Source organism: Pseudomonas chaetocerotis, from assembly GCF_015712105.2.
GTDB lineage: Bacteria > Pseudomonadota > Gammaproteobacteria > Pseudomonadales > Pseudomonadaceae > Aquipseudomonas > Aquipseudomonas chaetocerotis.
Map to the genome: position 1 here is coordinate 102,421 of NZ_JACFYX020000010.1, position 16,667 is coordinate 119,087.

Annotated in this window: 10 protein-coding genes; 5 read left to right on the forward strand and 5 right to left on the reverse strand. The window is 62.5% G+C overall.

Annotation, left to right across the window (positions count from 1 at the left end):
- The first annotated feature begins 40 nt into the window (after positions 1 to 40).
- The 5 genes from pepN (at position 41) to H3221_RS18355 (ending at position 10,362) form a co-directional block, all read left to right on the forward strand.
- Positions 41 to 2,698, forward strand: a complete 2,658-nt coding sequence (gene pepN / locus H3221_RS18335; protein WP_196475255.1) for an aminopeptidase N — start codon at positions 41 to 43, stop codon at positions 2,696 to 2,698.
- Between the two features lie 613 nt (positions 2,699 to 3,311).
- Positions 3,312 to 5,258 carry a DUF1302 domain-containing protein gene (locus tag H3221_RS18340; RefSeq protein WP_196475254.1) on the forward strand — a complete coding sequence of 649 codons (1,947 nt, stop codon included), beginning with the start codon at positions 3,312 to 3,314 and terminating at the stop codon, positions 5,256 to 5,258.
- A gap of 67 nt (positions 5,259 to 5,325) precedes the next feature.
- Complete coding sequence (locus H3221_RS18345; protein WP_017679059.1) at positions 5,326 to 6,696, forward strand: DUF1329 domain-containing protein; 1,371 nt, start codon at positions 5,326 to 5,328, stop codon at positions 6,694 to 6,696.
- 198 nt (positions 6,697 to 6,894) lie between these two features.
- Positions 6,895 to 7,989 carry a YCF48-related protein gene (locus tag H3221_RS18350; RefSeq protein ID WP_397428087.1) on the forward strand — a complete coding sequence of 365 codons (1,095 nt, stop codon included), beginning with the start codon at positions 6,895 to 6,897 and terminating at the stop codon, positions 7,987 to 7,989.
- 18 nt (positions 7,990 to 8,007) lie between these two features.
- The gene (locus H3221_RS18355) at positions 8,008 to 10,362 is read left to right on the forward strand and encodes an efflux RND transporter permease subunit (protein WP_196475253.1); all 2,355 of its coding nucleotides are present in this window, start codon (positions 8,008 to 8,010) and stop codon (positions 10,360 to 10,362) included.
- Positions 10,363 to 10,797: 435 nt separating this feature from the next.
- On the opposite strand, the gene H3221_RS18360 is transcribed toward H3221_RS18355, so the two are convergent.
- Genes H3221_RS18360 through H3221_RS18380 form a run of 5 tightly spaced genes read right to left on the reverse strand, consistent with a single transcriptional unit; the run spans position 10,798 to position 16,624 of the window.
- Complete coding sequence (locus H3221_RS18360; protein WP_196475252.1) at positions 10,798 to 12,438, reverse strand: BatD family protein; 1,641 nt, start codon at positions 12,436 to 12,438, stop codon at positions 10,798 to 10,800.
- Positions 12,435 to 14,192, reverse strand: a complete 1,758-nt coding sequence (locus H3221_RS18365; RefSeq protein WP_196475251.1) for a VWA domain-containing protein — start codon at positions 14,190 to 14,192, stop codon at positions 12,435 to 12,437. The genes H3221_RS18360 and H3221_RS18365 overlap by 4 nt, the downstream gene beginning before the upstream one ends.
- Complete coding sequence (locus H3221_RS18370) at positions 14,189 to 15,193, reverse strand: vWA domain-containing protein (protein WP_196475250.1); 1,005 nt, start codon at positions 15,191 to 15,193, stop codon at positions 14,189 to 14,191. The genes H3221_RS18365 and H3221_RS18370 overlap by 4 nt, the downstream gene beginning before the upstream one ends.
- Positions 15,186 to 15,680 carry a DUF4381 domain-containing protein gene (locus H3221_RS18375; protein WP_196475249.1) on the reverse strand — a complete coding sequence of 165 codons (495 nt, stop codon included), beginning with the start codon at positions 15,678 to 15,680 and terminating at the stop codon, positions 15,186 to 15,188. Before H3221_RS18375 ends, H3221_RS18370 begins: the two co-directional genes overlap by 8 nt.
- Entirely contained in the window at positions 15,677 to 16,624 is a 948-nt protein-coding gene (locus H3221_RS18380; protein WP_196475248.1) for a DUF58 domain-containing protein, read from the reverse strand. Before H3221_RS18380 ends, H3221_RS18375 begins: the two co-directional genes overlap by 4 nt.
- Between the last annotated feature and the right edge of the window lie 43 nt (positions 16,625 to 16,667).

The window sequence follows — 16,667 nt, forward strand, 5'->3', positions numbered from 1 at the left end:
CACCGGCGCCCGGCGCGCCGCAGACGAGAGGCCAAGAGCCATGCGCACCGAACAATCCAAGACCATCTATCTCAAGGATTATCAGGTTCCCGATTACCTGATCGATGAAACCCACCTGACCTTCGAGCTGTTCGAGGACCACAGCCTGGTGCACGCGCAGCTCGTCATGCGACGCAACCCCGAGGCGGGTGCCGGCTTGCCCAAGCTGGTGCTGGATGGCCAGCAACTGGAGCTACTGGAGCTCAAGCTCGATGACCGCGAACTGGGCGAGGGCGACTACACGCTGACCGACAGCCACCTGACCCTGCAGCCGACCCAGGAACGTTTCGTGGTCGACAGCAGCGTGCGCATTCACCCGGAGAGCAACACCGCGCTGGAAGGCCTGTACAAGTCCGGCACGATGTTCTGCACCCAGTGCGAGGCCGAGGGCTTTCGCAAGATCACCTTCTACCTCGACCGCCCGGATGTGATGAGCACATTCACCACCACGGTCAGCGCCGAGCAGCATGCCTACCCGGTGCTGCTGTCCAACGGCAACCCGATTGCCAGCGGCAGCGAGGAGGGCGGTCGTCATTGGGCAACCTGGGAAGACCCGTTCAAGAAGCCGGCCTACCTGTTCGCCCTGGTCGCCGGCGACCTCTGGTGCGTGGAAGACAGCTTCACCACCATGAGCAGCCGCGAGGTGGCGCTGCGTATCTACGTCGAGCCGGAGAACATCGACAAGGTGCAGCACGCCATGGACAGCCTCAAGCGCTCGATGAAGTGGGACGAGGAGGTCTACGGCCGCGAGTACGACCTGGACATCTTCATGATCGTCGCGGTCAACGACTTCAACATGGGCGCCATGGAGAACAAGGGCCTCAACATCTTCAACTCCAGCTGTGTGCTGGCCAAGGCCGAGACTGCCACCGACGCTGCGCATCAGCGCGTCGAAGCCGTGGTGGCACACGAATACTTCCACAACTGGTCGGGCAACCGCGTGACCTGCCGCGACTGGTTCCAGCTGTCACTCAAGGAAGGCTTCACCGTATTCCGCGACAGCGAGTTCTCCGCAGACACCCACTCGCGCACCGTCAAGCGCATCGAGGACGTCGCCTACCTGCGTACCCACCAGTTCGCCGAGGATGCCGGCCCCATGGCTCACCCGGTGCGTCCGGACGCGTACATGGAAATCTCCAACTTCTACACCCTGACCATCTACGAGAAGGGTGCGGAAGTGCTGCGCATGATTCACACCCTGCTCGGGCCGGAGCTGTTCCGCAAAGGCTCGGACCTGTACTTCGAGCGCCACGACGGCCAGGCCGTGACCTGCGACGATTTCGTCAAGGCCATGGAGGATGCCAGCGGTATCGATCTGACCCAGTTCAAGCGCTGGTATACCCAGGCCGGCACGCCGCGTCTGGAGGTCAGCGAGGCCTATGACTCCGCTGCGCAGCGCTACAGCCTGACCTTCCGGCAGAGCTGCCCGGCCACGCCGGGGCAGAGCGAGAAGCTGCCGTTCGTGATTCCGGTGGCGCTCGGCCTGCTCGATGCCCAAGGCAACGAGCTGCCGCTGCGCCTGCAGGGCGAAAGCGCGGCGCAGGGCACCAGTCGCGTTTTGTCGGTGACCGAAGCCGAGCAGACCTTCACCTTCGAGGCTATTGCCGAGAAGCCGCTGCCGTCGCTGCTGCGTGGCTTCAGTGCACCGGTCAAGCTCAGCTTCCCCTACAGCCGTGACCAGTTGATGTTCCTCATGCAGCACGATTCGGATGGCTTCAACCGCTGGGAAGCCGGCCAGCAGCTGTCCGTGCAGGTCCTGCAGGAACTGATCGGCCAGCACCAGCGTGGCGAAGCCCTGGTGCTGGATCAGCGCCTGGTCGCCGCGCTGCGCACCCTGCTCGAGGACGAGTCGCTGGATCAGGCCATGGTTGCCGAGATGCTTTCGCTGCCAGGCGAGGCCTATCTCACCGAGATCAGCGAGGTGGCCGATGTTGAGGCCATTCACGCCGCCCGTGAGTTCGCCCGCAAGGCGCTGGCTGACGCGCTGTTCGCTCCGTTGTGGGCGCGCTACCAGGCCAATCGCGAAGTCTCCAAGGGCACGCCTTATGTGGCCGAGGCGGCGCACTTCGCCCGCCGCAGCCTGCAGAACATCGCATTGTCCTACCTGATGCTCAGCGAGAAGCCTGAAGTGCTGGCGGCCTGCGTTGACCAGTTCGAGAATGCCGACAACATGACCGAGCGCCTGGCGGCCTTGGCCGTGCTGGTCAACTCACCGTTCCAGGAGGAGCAGAGCAAGGCCCTGGCCATGTTCGCCGACTTCTTCAAGGACAATCCGCTGGTGATGGATCAGTGGTTCAGCGTGCAGGCCGGCTGCCCGCTGCCCGGTGGTCTGGAGCGTGTGCATGCGCTGATGCAGCACGAAGCCTTCACCCTGAAGAATCCGAACAAGGTGCGTGCGCTGATCGGTGCCTTCGCCAACCAGAACCTGATCAACTTTCACCAGGCGGACGGGGCGGGTTATCGCTTTCTCGCCGATCAGGTGATCACCCTCAACACCCTCAACCCGCAGATCGCTTCGCGCCTGCTGGCGCCGCTGACCCGCTGGCGCAAGTACGGCAGTGCGCGCCAGGCACTGATGAAGGCCGAGCTTGAGCGCATCCTCGCCTCGGGTGAGCTGTCCAGCGATGTCTATGAAGTGGTGAGTAAAAGCCTGGCCTAAGACTGATGCTGCTTGGATAGGGCTCCCGAAGCGATCTTTCGCAGGAGCCCTGCCTCGGGGCGAAGCTTTTCAATACGTCTCGCTCTGGTTCGCGGCGGGGCGCCGCTCCCACACATTCGGGTTTGGGCGGCAATAGGTCCAAGACGGGTTTGGCTCTACAAAAAGTGTTACCGACCTCTGGTTGGTAACACTTTTTTGTTACCCAATGAAATATGCATGCAATTCGTTATGCCTTTGCACACTTAAGTTCGGGGTTCGTCGCTTGACAGCGAGGCGATCTTCGTCGTCCTGCTACGCCGCAAGGCACGTGGTAAGTGGCATAAAGCGTCGGATCGTAGGACAAAGTGCGCCAGTTTTTCTGACGCGTTGGTCAGTGGCTGATCAGTCACGAAAAGAAACTGGTCAACAGCTCTTCCAAGCCGGTTTGCGCTGATACACCTGTTTGAATTGGCACCATGGTTGCAGTACCGAGCTGGATCTGACCGCGTGCGAGCGCGCGCTGGTCGCTGGAACATGTCGCTGCAAATAAAAACAGAAGCCGTCGTCAGTACGGCAATCGCGACCCGGATACGGGATCGCCCAAAAGAATGATCTGTCCACGGAGTGAGTCTCGATGGAAATTAAGTCCCGCAAGCCCGTTCTACGTTTTGCCCCGGCCAAGGCCGGCTTTGCGTTCGCTGGCGTTCTGCCTTTGCTGGTCGCCGCGCAGGCTCAAGCGGTGGAGTTCAGCTTCGCCGACAACGAAATCACCGGTTCCATCGACACCACCGTCTCCTACGGCCAGCTGTGGCGCGTACAGGGTCAGGACAAGACCAACAACGACATCAACACCAACGACGGCAATCGCAATTTCGATACCGGCCTGGTTTCCGAAGTGTTCAAGATCACCACCGATCTGGAAGCTTCCTACCAGAACTACGGTGTTTTCGTGCGTGGCACCGCTTTCTATGACACCCAGATCATGGACAAGCGCAACGACTACTACGACGCAAATACTCCGGCTCAGCCCAGCCAAAGCTATCCGCGCGACAACACCTTCACTCGTGAAACCCGCCACAAGGCCGGCCGCGATGCGCAGATTCTCGACGCCTATGTCTATGGCAACTGGGACGTGGCCGATATGCCGGTCTCTGGTCGTTTCGGTAAGCAGGTATTCAACTGGGGCGAGGGTCTGTTCTACCGCGGCGGTATCAACACCACCAACCCGGTCGATGCTGCCAAGTTCCGCCTCCCCGGCGCGGAAGTGAAGGAAGTTCTGGTGCCGGTCGAGGCACTGAGTTTCAACATCGGCTTGACCGATAATCTCTCGATGGAAACCTTCTACCAGTTCAACTGGAAAGAGACTGCTATCGATCCGGTCGGCACATACTTCTCTGAGACCGATTTGTTTGCCGATGGTGGCCATACCGCTTACAACCAGAGTGGAGCGCTGGCTGGAGCTTTGACTCCCAACCCAGGGCTTGGTGGGTTGTCGCTGTACCAAGCTGCCTTGCTCAACCCTGCCTACGGGCTGAAGGGTAGTGAATACGCAGGCCCCGATGCTTTTAAAGTTGCGCGAATCGGCTCTGACCTGAATGCGAAGAACGATGGACAATTTGGGGTGGCGTTTCGCTATATTGCTGAGGAGCTTAATTCTACCGAGTTCGGTTTCTACTTCATTAATTACCACTCCAAAGAGCCTTATATCTACGCTGACATCAATGAGGACTATGCAGGCCTGACTGCAGCCCAGTTTGGTGCTCTTGCCGGTGGAGTCGGGGGGGTCACCAATGCTGGAGCCTTGGTGACTGTTGACTTGGCTAACCAGATCAACGCTAGCCGTGAATACGTTGAAGACATTCGCATGTACGGCATGAGTTTCAATACTACGATTGCCGAGACGTCTGTTTTCGGTGAGTTGGCTTATCGTCCGAACATGCCAATTGGTATCGCCACGACCAACGACCTTCTCGGGCAGGTGCTGGGCCAGGCTACTCAAATCGCTTTGGGCCAAGAAGTAGTAGTTGGTGGAAAGCGAGTTGGTCTGGGCGCCAATAGTGAGCGGGCGCTGCACAACTACGAGCGTGTCGAAGCATTCAACACCTCGTTGGGTGCCATACATAATTTTGGTAATGTCCTGAGCTTTGATTCGCTGTTTGGTGTGGCAGAGCTAGCATCGGAACATATTCATGGCAGCAGCCTGAAGTATGTCGATTATCAAGGTAATACGCGTTACTACTCTGGCCGTGCGAATGGTTCCTACGTCTCTGGCTATGACCGCGACGATCAGATCAACAAGAACGCCTACGGCTACACCCTGGTGCTCTCCGGCACCTGGAACGACGTTTACGCTGGCGTGAACCTGTCGCCGTTCGCCGTGTTCAAGCATGACTTCGAAGGCAACTCGCACCAGACCGGCAACTTCATCGAAGGTCGCAAGGCGTACACCCTCGGTATGCGCGCCAGCTACCTGAACAGCCTGGAAGCCGAGATCCAGTACACCGAGTTCTATGGCGCTGGTCAGAACAACGGTGCGCGTGATCGCGACAACATCGGCCTGAACGTCAAGTACTCCTTCTAATACCTATAACCAGAAACACGCCGGGCGCCCTCGGGCGCCCGACAATACTCTTCACGGAGAATTACCCATGCTGAACAAGCACAGGCTGATGGCCGTAGCCGTTGCGCTGGCGTTTTCTGCCGGTTCCGCGCTGGCTGCCGTTTCCCCGCAGGAAGCCGCCAAGCTCGGCGATACCCTGACTCCCTTCGGCGCCGAGAAGGCTGGTAACGCTGCCGGCACCATTCCGGCCTGGACCGGTGGCATCACTCAGGCGCCGGCTGGCTACACGCGCTCGGGCCAGCACCACGTCAATCCGTTCCCGGAAGACAAACCGCTGTTCACCATCACTGCGGCCAACCTGAGCCAGTACGAGGCCAATCTGACGCCGGGTCAGATCGCCATGTTCAAGGCTTACCCGGAAACCTATCAGATGCCGGTGTACCAGACCCGCCGCTCCGGCTCCGCGCCGCAGTGGGTCTATGACAACACCGTGAAGAACGCCACCAGCGCCAAGCTGGTCGATGGCGGCAACGGCTTCTCCGATGCCTACGGCGGTATCCCGTTCCCGATTCCGCAAAATGGTGTCGAGGCGCTGTGGAACCACATCGCCCGCTACCGCGGTACCTACATCGTGCGTCGTGCCTCGGAAGTGGCAGTACAGCGCAATGGCGCCTACTCGCTGGTCACTTCCCAGCAGGAAGCGCTGTTCAAGTACTACCTGCAGAACGGCTCCTTCGCCGACCTGAACAACATCATGTTCTACTACCTGTCCTTCACCACCAGCCCGGCGCGCCTTGCCGGTGGTGCAGTACTGGTTCACGAGACTCTGGATCAGGTCAAGGAACCTCGTCAGGCCTGGGGCTACAACGCTGGTCAGCGCCGTGTGCGTCGTGCACCGAACCTGGCCTACGACACCCCGATCGCTGCGGCTGACGGTCTGCGTACCGCCGACGACACCGACATGTTCAACGGTGCCCCGGATCGCTATGACTGGAAACTGGTGGGCAAGAAGGAAATCTACATCCCGTACAACAACTACAAGGTCACCAGCCCTGACGTTAAGTACAAGGATCTGCTGCAGGTCGGTCACCTCAACCCGGCTCTGACTCGTAACGAGCTGCACCGTGTGTGGGTCGTCGAGGGCACGCTGAAGTCCGGCGCCCGCCATATCTACTCCAAGCGTACCCTGTTCCTCGACGAGGACAGCTGGCAGGCTGCGGTGGTGGATCAGTACGACGGCCGTGGCGAGCTGTGGCGCGTTTCCATCGCCTACCTGAAGAACTACTACGACCTGCCGACCACCTGGTCCGCGCTCGATGTGTTCCATGACCTGCAGGCGCGTCGTTACCACGTGCAGAATCTGGACAACGAAGAGAGCAATACCATCGACTTCACCCAGGCCACTCCCGACGACGGTTATTTCAAACCGGCCGCCCTGCGTCGCCGCGGCACGCGATAATAGTCGTGTAGTCTCATGCGAAGGCCGCTACAGTAGTAGCGGCCTTTTCGTATCAGCTTGGCGAATAGGCTTCTATCACGCGGTTTTTGCCTTAACAAAACATAACGTCGCGCCAATTGTCAGGGCTTTCCGAAGCTCGCTAGGATGAGCGGCCTGCTAATCAGCAGCACCGCCTATAACAAGAAAGGGGGAAGGTATATGAGTGAGCCCGTCATGCGGCGCACCCAGTCCGGTCTGGCGCCCATCCTGGCGCGCAAATCGGCGCTCCGTGTCCATTCGCCGCTGGCTAAAGCGCTCTCGCTGTGCAGTGTGCTTTCCATTCTGGCTTTCGCTGCCGCACCCTTGCAGGCCGAGACCTCGGCTGCGGCTGATGCTGGCTACGCCATCGAGTCTCCGAAGGCCGTGCACAGCCTGTTGCTCGATGTGGCCAATACCGGTGAGCGCCTGGTTGCCGTTGGCGACCGTGGCCACATTCTCTATTCCAACGACCAGGGGCAGAGCTGGCAGCAGGCCAAGGTGCCGACCCGCCAGATGATGACGTCGCTGTTCTTCGTCGATGCCCAGCATGGCTGGGTGGTCGGTCACGATGCGCAGATTCTCGCCACCACCGATGGCGGCCTGACCTGGACCAAGCAGTACGAGGACCTCGAACTCGAAGCGCCGCTGCTGGATATCTGGTTCAAGGATCTTCAGACCGGTTACGCCGTGGGCGCTTATGGCGCGCTTCTGGAGACCACCGATGGTGGCCAGAACTGGGAAGACGTCAGCGACCGTCTCGACAACGAAGACGCCTATCACCTCAACGCCATTGCCGCCGTGAAGGACTCCGGTCTGTTCGTCGTCGGTGAGCTGGGTCTGATGTTCCGCTCCGCAGACTGGGGGCAGACCTGGGAGCGTATCGAGGATCTACCCTACGAGGGTTCGCTGTTCGGCGTGATCGGTACCGATCAGCCAGCCACACTGCTGGCCTACGGTCTGCGCGGCCACCTGTTCCGCTCCACCGATTTCGGTGACAGTTGGCAGCAGATCACGCTCAATACCCCGAACAATGGCCCGCTGGAATTCGGTCTGGCCGATGGCGCGCTGCTCAACGATGGCAGCGTCGCGGTCGTCGGGCACGGTGGCACTGTGCTGCGCAGCAAGGATCACGGCCAGACCTTCAGCCTGATCAACCGTCCCGACCGCCTCTCTCTGGCCGGGGTAGCTGCACTGGATAACGGCAACCTGATCCTGGTGGGGCAGGGCGGCGTTCACCTCGCCGCCTCGACTGGCGCCGATCTGGGCCAACAATAACAAGCCGGGAGCCTTTGCATGACCAAGCATCAACAACAGCCTGCCTCCTTCCTCGAACGGCTGATTTTCAACAATCGCCCGGCGGTTATCCTGATCTGCCTGCTGATCAGCATCTTCCTGTTCTATCAGGCTGCTCAGGTACGCCCGCAGACCAGCTTCGAGAAGATGATTCCGCTGGGGCACCCCTATATTCAGAAAATGCTCGAACACCGTAACGACCTGGCCAACCTGGGCAATACGGTGCGCATCTCGGTGGAAGCCACCGACGGTGACATCTTCAGCAAGGAATACATGGAAACGCTGCGGCAGATCCATGACGAGGCGTTCTACATTCCAGGCGTCGACCGTTCCGGTCTGAAGTCGCTGTGGAGTCCGAGCGTGCGCTGGACCGAAGTGACCGAAGAAGGTTTCGCCGGCGGTGAAGTGATCCCGCAGACCTACGACGGTTCCACCGACAGTCTCGAGGATCTGCGCAGCAACATCCTCAAGTCGGGTCAGATCGGGCGCCTGGTGGCGAACAACTTCAAGTCCAGCATCGTCGATATTCCGCTGCTCGAGTCCTACCCGGACCCGAATGATCAGAGCAAGCTGATCAAGCTGGACTACCAGAAGTTCTCTCACGAGCTGGAAGAGAAAATTCGCGAGAAATACGAAGCGCAGAATCCCAAGGTCAAGGTGCACATCATCGGCTTCGCCAAGAAGGTCGGTGATCTCATCGATGGTCTGATCGGTGTGGCGCTGTTCTTCGCCGTGGCCATCGGCATTACCTTCGTGCTGCTGCTGTGGTTCACCCACTGCTTCAAGAGCACCATGGCGGTTGTGATCACCACGCTGATCGCGGTGATCTGGCAGCTCGGTTTGTTGCACACGCTGGGCTTCGGTCTCGACCCCTACTCGATGCTGGTGCCTTTCCTGGTGTTTGCCATCGGTATCTCCCACGGTGTGCAGAAGATCAACGGGATCGCCATGGCATCGGGTGAAGCGACCGACGCCCTGTCTGCCGCGCGCATGGCCTTCCGTCAGCTGTTCATCCCGGGGCTGGTGGCGTTGCTGTCCGACGCGGTTGGTTTCGTGACCTTGCTGCTGATCGACATCGGCGTGATCCGCGAGTTGGCCATTGGCGCCTCGATGGGCGTGGCGGTGATCATTCTCACCAACCTGATTCTGCTGCCGGTGGTGATTTCCTATATCGGTATCGGCAATCGTGCGGTGAAGAAGAGTCGCGAGGAGGCTGCCAAGGATCATCCATTCTGGCGCGCCATTTCCAACTTCGCTCACCCGATGGTGGCACCGATTTCCGTTGTCGTTGCCGTGGTGGCGTTGGCTGGTGGTGTCTGGTACGGCCAGAATCTGAAGATTGGCGACCTCGACCAGGGCGCACCGGAGTTGCACCCGGATTCGCGCTACAACCTGGACAACGACTTCGTCATCCGTAACTACTCGACCAGTTCCGACGTACTGGTAGTCATGATCAAGACCGGCCCTGAAGGCTGCTCTACCTATGACAGCCTGGCCGCCATGGACGAGCTGATGTGGAAGATGGAGAACACCGAGGGTGTGCAGTCGGCGATTTCCATGGTCACCGTGTCCAAGCAGGTGATCAAGGGCATGAACGAGGGCAACCTGAAATGGGAAACCCTGTCGCGCAACCAGGACGTACTGAACAACTCGATCGCCCGCGCCGACGGCCTGTACAACGCCGACTGCTCGGTGGCACCGGTGCTGGTGTTCCTCGAGGACCACAAGGCCGAGACGCTGTCGCGCGCCGTGGCTGCTGCCGAAGCGTTCGCCGCGCAGCACACCACTGACGAGCTGCAGGTCGTGCTGGCTGCCGGTAATGCCGGTATCGAGGCAGCTACCAACGAAGTGATCGCGGCGTCCGAGACCACCATGCTGATCGCGGTGTACGCGGCAGTGAGCATCATGTGCCTGCTGACCTTCCGTTCGCTGGCTGCGACCCTGTGCGTGATCCTGCCGCTGGTGCTGACCTCGGTGCTGGGCAACGCACTGATGGCGTTCATGGGCATCGGTGTCAAGGTCGCTACCCTGCCGGTGATCGCGCTGGGTGTGGGTATCGGTGTCGACTACGGCATCTACATCTACAGCCGCCTGGAGACCTATCTGCGCCAGGGTATGTCGCTGCAGGAAGCCTACTACGAGACGCTTAAGTCTACCGGTAAGGCGGTGCTGTTCACCGGCGTCTGCCTGGCGATCGGCGTGGCGACCTGGATCTTCTCGGCGATCAAGTTCCAGGCCGATATGGGCCTGATGCTGACCTTCATGTTCCTCTGGAACATGATTGGTGCGATCTGGTTGCTGCCGGCTCTGGCTCGTTTCCTGATCAACACCGAGAAAATGCGCACCAAGGCTTGATGCCTTTCGCGTAGAACGAAAACCGCGGCCCTCGGGCCGCGGTTTTTTTGTTTTATGGCTCTGGCGGTGACGAGAGCGTCTCGTCGTCGTGCGCGGTGGGTGCGCACGGCAGGTCCCATCTCAGCCCTCGCAGGGTGCGCCATGCGCACCGGGGATGAGGTCAATCAGGCTGTTTCGTTGAACGTTCTTGCCCGATCCAGTCTCATGTCCCGATGGGCACGGTGCGCGCGGGCTTGTAGGGTGCGCCATGCGCACCGGGCGTGATGAGGTCAATCAGTCTGTAGCCCGGATGAAATCCGGGGCTTCGTCGGCAGTACTTAGGGTGGGCCGGGCGGCGATCCGTTTCAGCCCACCAAGGTCAGCCGCTATTGGTGGGCTGACGCTCACTACCACTTGCACGCCTCGAACTGCGTATCCTGCAAGCCCATCGCGCGCCTAGCGCGGGTACAGCGGCGGCAGCGCGCTGCTTTCCTGCGGCGCTGCGCTTGGCTCCTGTGCGGCAGGCAGGTTGCGAATCGCCTTCCACAGCTCTTCGCCTTGCCATTGCTGGCCAACTTCGCTGTACAGCGCGCCGTTGAGACCGTCCAGCGCGTCCGACAGCGGTACGTAGCGCGCGGCCATATCGGCGAGGGTTTCCGGTTGTTGGCGAGCCCAGGCGTCGAGTGCATGACGAGTGGCCTGGGCATCGCCGGCCTGGCAGGCGCGCTTGATGTCGTCGAGCAGCGTGCGTGGGCTGGGGCCGTTCTGCGCCGCGCGCTGGATCGCCGGTTGCCTGCGGGCATGCCACCACAAGCCGAAGCCGAGCAGCGTGGTCAGGCTCAGCACAGCGCAGGCCAACTGCCAGGGCCACAGTTGCGGCCCCTCGATGACCTGGGTCGTTACCATCGGCGTATTGGGTTGCTCGTCGTTCTGCAGTTGCGGGTTTTCCGCGACCTGCAGCGTACGGGCGGAGAGGGTGGTGCGCTCCAGCGTGTCGGTCTGGGTGTTCCACCACATCACTTCCAGCGGCGGCAGATCGAAACTGCCGCTGCGATTGGGCACCAGCGCCTCGCGTTCTTCGCGGGTGCCGATGATGCCGTTCTCACTCTTCTGGTCGCTCATCTGCGGCTGATCCGGGTAACGCCGCAGGCCATCGACCTGGGTCGCCGGTAATGGCGGCAGTTGAGCGCTGGAGAGGCCGTCGACCTTGAGAATCAGGCGGCGGGTCAGGGAATCGCCGACCTGGCTCTGCTCCGGTTGCGGGTTCCAGGTTTCCGCCAGGCCCAGGGCGCGCGCCGGTAGCCAGGGCACGTCAGCCGGGTAGGCGGCCGGCTTGGGTTTGACCTGCAGCGGAATGTCCGGTGATTTGACCCGCGAGACCTTGCCCGCGCGCGGTCCGAAAGGCAGGAAATCGTTGTTGCGCGAGCGGTCGACCAGGGTCGCGCTGAAGGTCTGGCCCGGGATCAGCAGTTGGCCGCTGCGCTGCGGATAGATGGCGTACTGCAGTTCGATCACGCCGTGCAGCACGCCGCCGATGCTCTTCTCGTAGGTGCGGGGTTCGCCCAGTTGTTCGACACGCGCATCCGCTATGCGCAGGGGCGTCAGGCTGCTGTCGTCGTACATGGACACCGAGTGGTAGATGCGCAGGGTCAGCACGGCCTGGGCCTGAACGTAGACATCCTCCTGATCGAGGCTGGCATCGATGAATACCGGTGCAAGCTGTTCGCCATTGCCGGCACTGACGGCTGCCTCGACGGTCAGCGTGATCGGCAGGGTTTCGGCGTCTTCCAGGCGGATCGCCGGGATCGTCACTTCGCCGTTGCGGCGTGGCTGCAGGGTAAGGATCCAGCGAGTGCTGGCGCGCGGCGTATCGCCGATGCTGCTCAGGCGATTGACCTGGCGGCTGCCAAGCACCTCGAAGTCTTCCTCCAGCGGCTTCAGGTCGGGGCGGCCGAAGCGGGTCGGGTCGGTCGATTCCAGCGTCAGCACCACGGTTTCGCCTTCACTCAGGCGTGTGCGGTCGACGCTGGCGAAAAAGGCTTCGGCATGGGCCTGCCCCGCGAGCACTAGAAGAAGCAGGAAGACCAGACGCTTCATCGATTCGAGTCCTGACGCTGTTGCTGTTCATACCAGAATTTTCTCCGCAGCAGTTCGGCCGGGTCATCCGGGATCTGCCGCAGCCATTGTTCCAGCGCTTGTCGGCGTTCGGCCGCCGTACCCAGATCGGCTTCCGTGAGGGGTTGCTCAACGGGCTCGGCGTCGCCTGGGGGTTCACTGCTGGTGCTGGGTTGGGTGTCTGCCCCGGCGCCATTGGCGCTGCCCTGTACTTCGCTGTTTTCACTGTTCTCGCCAACACTGCCTGGTTGGCTGGGCTGCGTGGCAGTACTTTCGGCGGGCTGGCCGGCCGACGATTCATTCGGCTGCGATTGCTCGTTGCCTTGTTCCGGCTGCTCGGCCGAATCATCCTCGCCGGATTGCTGCTGATTTTCGCGCTGACGCAGCGCTTGCTCCACCAATGCCTTGTTGTGCTGGGCCGCGGCCAGCTCCGGCTGGCGCTCCAGGGCCTGTTCATAGGCATCCAGCGCGGCCTCCAGTTCGCCGGCCTTGGCCAGGGCATTGCCGCGATTGTAATGATCGGCTGCGCTGTCGCCCCTGGCGAAACGCTCTGCGGCGGCGGCATAATCCTCGGCCTCGTAAAGCGCCTTGCCTTGCCACTGCGGATCGACGAAGCGTTGCGCGGCCTCGGCCGGACGTTGCGTCTGCAGCAGGCGCTGGCCCTGCTGGTCAGGGCGCAGCCAGAGGTCGTCGAATTCGAAGGCATGGCTGCTCTGTGGCGGTAGCATCAGCAGTAATGGCAGGCAGAACAGCCAGCCGCGACGACCGGCGCAGGCGGCGAGCAACAGCAATGGCAGCAGGAACCAGTAACCCTGGTCGACATGACTGTCGAGCTGTGTCGGCTCGCCCGCCGCGCGCAGTGCCTGCGGGCCGTCGAGCAGGCCCAGGCGGCGCAGGTCTTCGTCGTCCAGGCGGCTCGCTGCATAGCGGCCAGCATGAGCTTCGGCGGTCTCCCGCAGGCCGTGCGCATCAAGGCGCGGAATCAGGATGGCGTCGCGCGAGTCCTTGAGGAAGCTGCCGTCTTCCTGCACCACCGGTGCGCCTTCGCGACTGCCCACACCGAGAATCAGCAGCGGTACCGAGCGCTTTTGCAGCGCTTGCTGGATGCCGCTGCGTTCCGCTTCGTCGAGGGCGCTGGTGATCAGCAACAGGCGCCCCTGGCCCAGTTGCGCCTGGTCGAGCAGTTGCAGTGCGCGGGCCACAGCCAGATCGGCGCGCCGCCCCGGCTCCGGCATCAGTGAAGGTTTCAGTGCCTCCAGCAGGTTTCGGCTGGTGGCCAGGTCATCGGACAGCGGCACCAGGCTGTGCGCGCTGCCAGCGTAGACGATGATCGCCGTCTGCGCATCGCGACGCGCTTCGAGCAGGTCGAGCACTTTGCGCCGGGCCTGCTCCAGTCGATTGGGGCGGCCGTCGGTAGCGAGCATCTGCGGCGTCAGTTCGAGCACTATCAACAGGGGGTCGGCAGGTTTCTGGTTGCTCTGCTCGACGCGCTGCCAGCTGGGCCCGAGCAGCGCCAGTACGGCCAGCAGCCAGGCCAGGCCGAGCGCCAGCAAGGGTAGCTTGCTGGAGCGGCCGCTGCCCCCCTTGAGCAGCACCTGATGGAACGCCGCCGGCAACAGCAGTTGCCAGCGTCCGCTCTGACGCTCGCGATGCCACAGGCGCCAGAGCAACCAGGCCAGCAACGGCACGGCCAGCAGCCACAGTGGGCGCAGCCACTCAGGCCAGAGCAGGCTCATGCACGCCTCCGCAGCCGCTGCAGCAGGTCGGGCCACAGCATCTGGCCGACCAGTAACAGCGAGCCCAGTAGCGCCAGCGCCAGCGGCCAGGCATAGAGCGCCAGGGCCGGACGGGCCAGGGTCGGTTGCTGGGCGACCGGTTCGAGGCGGTCGAGGGTCAGTTCGATCTGCTGCAGCTCGGCCTGATCGCGCGCGCGGAAATACTCCCCACCCGTGACGTCGGTGATCGCGCGAAGGCTGGTTTCGTCCAGATCCAGGGCGCTGAAGCCGAAGCTGCCGAAGGCACCGCTTTGCTGCGGATCGGCGCCGATGCCGATGGCATAGATGCGCACGCCTTCATCGGCGGCCAGTTGCGCGGCCACCATCGGGTCGATTTCGCCACCGTTATTGGCGCCGTCAGTGATCAGCACCAGCACGCGGCTTTGCGCCGGGCGCTGGCGCAGGCGTTTCACTGCCAGGCCGATGGCATCGCCGATGGCGGTGTTCTTGCCGGCGATGCCGATCATGGCTTCGTCCAGCCAGGTGCGTACCGTATGGCGATCGAAGGTCAGCGGTGCCTGCAGATAGGCCTGGCTGCCGAACAGGATCAGGCCGACCCGATCGCCACGGCGGCCTTCGATGAAATCGCCGAGCAGGCGTTTGACCAGTTCCAGGCGGCTGATGGGCTCGTCGTCCCACTGCATGTCGGCGTAATCCATGGAGCCGGAGACATCCACCGCCAGCAGCAGGTCGCGGCCGCTGGCGGGTAGCGGCAGCGGGTCGCCGACCCACTGCGGCCGTGCAGCGGCGCACAGCAGCAGGCACCAGAGCAGCACCAGTGGTGCTTGCTGACGCCAGCTGGGCAGAGCGGCGCGGGCGCGGCGCCCGCTCAGGGCCTGCAGCTCGTCGAGAAAGCCGACGCGCAGCGCTGCGTCGCCACTGTCGGCTGGCGGCAGCAGCAGGCGCAGCAGCCAGGGCAGCGGCGCGAGCAGAAAGACCCAGGGCCAGGCGAGCTCAAACATGCTTGCGAATCCAGATGGCGATGGCCTGATCGAGCTCCACGATGGCTTTGTCGCTCAGGGTGCACTGTGGCCTGTAGCCGCCATCGACCAGGATCATCCAGCGGGTCAGGCCCGCCGCCGGGCAGCGGTTATCGAGAAACGCCAGCCAGGCGCGGCTGCTCAGGGTGTGGCTGGCGCTCTCGGGATAGCGTTCGCGGCAAAGGCGCTTGAGCAGGGCGTTGAGCTGCTGCAGCCAGGGGCCAGCCGGGGCGCCGTCATAAGGTTTGCTCAAGCGCGACAGTTCATCGAGCGCCGCCTGGCGCAGCGGGTCGAGTGGCTGCTGCGCAGCCTCCTTGGGTGCGCGTCGGCGCCAGTTGTGCAGCAAACGCCACAGTCCCCAGCCGAGCAGTGGCAGCAGCACGGCCAGCAACCACCAGCCCGGAGCCGGCGGCCACCAGAGCACGGCGGGCGGATCGATCAGCGGCTGCAACTGGTCGATGGGCTTCATAGCGACTTTCTCGAATGCAGGGTGCTGAGCTGTTCCTGCAATTGCTCGACCAGTTCGAACTGGGTGCTCAGCGGCAGCAGCGGCACGCCGAGCTTCTGCGTCAGGCGCTGCCAGCGCGCTTCACGGGCCTGGGCCTGGGCGCGATAGGCCTGGCGCAGGTCAGCATTATGGCTGTCGAGCTCCAGCTGTGCGCCGTTCTGGGTAAAGCGCAGCAGGCCGGCGGCCGGCAGGGCGTGATCGAGCGGATCGGACAGCGGCAGCAGTAACAGATCGGTATGGCGCGCGAGCAGCGTCAACTGCTGCTCGGCGTTATCGCTGAGGGCGCGCTCATCGCACAGCACGATCACCAGGCTGCCCGGGCGCAGGACTTCGCGAGCGCGACGCAGCGCCAGGCCGAAGTTGTCGCGGCCGGTGTTGGCCTGGCTCTCCGGGCCGAGCGCCTGGTTGGCGCGTGCCAGCAGGTTGAGCAGTTGCAGCAGACTCTGCTTGCTGCGCCGTGGCTTGACTTCGTGATGGTCGTTATCGGCGAACACCAGGCCGCCGATGCGGTCGTTATGGCCCAGCGCGGCCCAGCCGATCAGCGCTGCAGCGCGTGCGGCCAGCACCGACTTGAAGCACTGGCCGGAGCCGAAGAACAGACGCTGGCTCTGCTCGGTGATGATGAAGATGGGGCGTTCGCGCTCTTCGTGGAACAGCTTGGTGTGCGGCTCCTGGGTGCGTGCGGTGACACGCCAGTCGATGGTGCGCACGTCGTCGCCCGGCTGGTAAACGCGCACCTGGTCGAAGTCCACGCCGCGACCGCGCAGCTTGGAGTGGTGCAGGCCGATCAACGGGCTGCGCCGGGCAGGTGTCGAGAACAGCGGCACCTCATGCACCTTGTGGCGCATGTCGATCAGTTCGCCGAGGGCGATGTGGATGCCGGGGTGGCTGGTCAGGGTTTGCATGGGCTTCAGCCCTTGGCCCGGATGCAATCCGGGGACACAGCGT

Excerpts from the sequence above, each read along its gene's own strand:
- H3221_RS18345 (WP_017679059.1), top strand. The coding sequence starts at position 5,326 with ATGCTGAACAAGCACAGGCTGATGGCCGTAGCCGTTGCGCTGGCGTTT.
- H3221_RS18375 (WP_196475249.1), bottom strand. The coding sequence starts at position 15,680 with ATGAAGCCCATCGACCAGTTGCAGCCGCTGATCGATCCGCCCGCCGTG.
- H3221_RS18340 (WP_196475254.1), top strand. The coding sequence starts at position 3,312 with ATGGAAATTAAGTCCCGCAAGCCCGTTCTACGTTTTGCCCCGGCCAAG.
- pepN (WP_196475255.1), top strand. The coding sequence starts at position 41 with ATGCGCACCGAACAATCCAAGACCATCTATCTCAAGGATTATCAGGTT.
- H3221_RS18380 (WP_196475248.1), bottom strand. The coding sequence starts at position 16,624 with ATGCAAACCCTGACCAGCCACCCCGGCATCCACATCGCCCTCGGCGAA.
- H3221_RS18365 (WP_196475251.1), bottom strand. The coding sequence starts at position 14,192 with ATGAGCCTGCTCTGGCCTGAGTGGCTGCGCCCACTGTGGCTGCTGGCC.
- H3221_RS18355 (WP_196475253.1), top strand. The coding sequence starts at position 8,008 with ATGACCAAGCATCAACAACAGCCTGCCTCCTTCCTCGAACGGCTGATT.
- H3221_RS18370 (WP_196475250.1), bottom strand. The coding sequence starts at position 15,193 with ATGTTTGAGCTCGCCTGGCCCTGGGTCTTTCTGCTCGCGCCGCTGCCC.
- H3221_RS18360 (WP_196475252.1), bottom strand. The coding sequence starts at position 12,438 with ATGAAGCGTCTGGTCTTCCTGCTTCTTCTAGTGCTCGCGGGGCAGGCC.
- H3221_RS18350 (WP_397428087.1), top strand. The coding sequence starts at position 6,895 with ATGAGTGAGCCCGTCATGCGGCGCACCCAGTCCGGTCTGGCGCCCATC.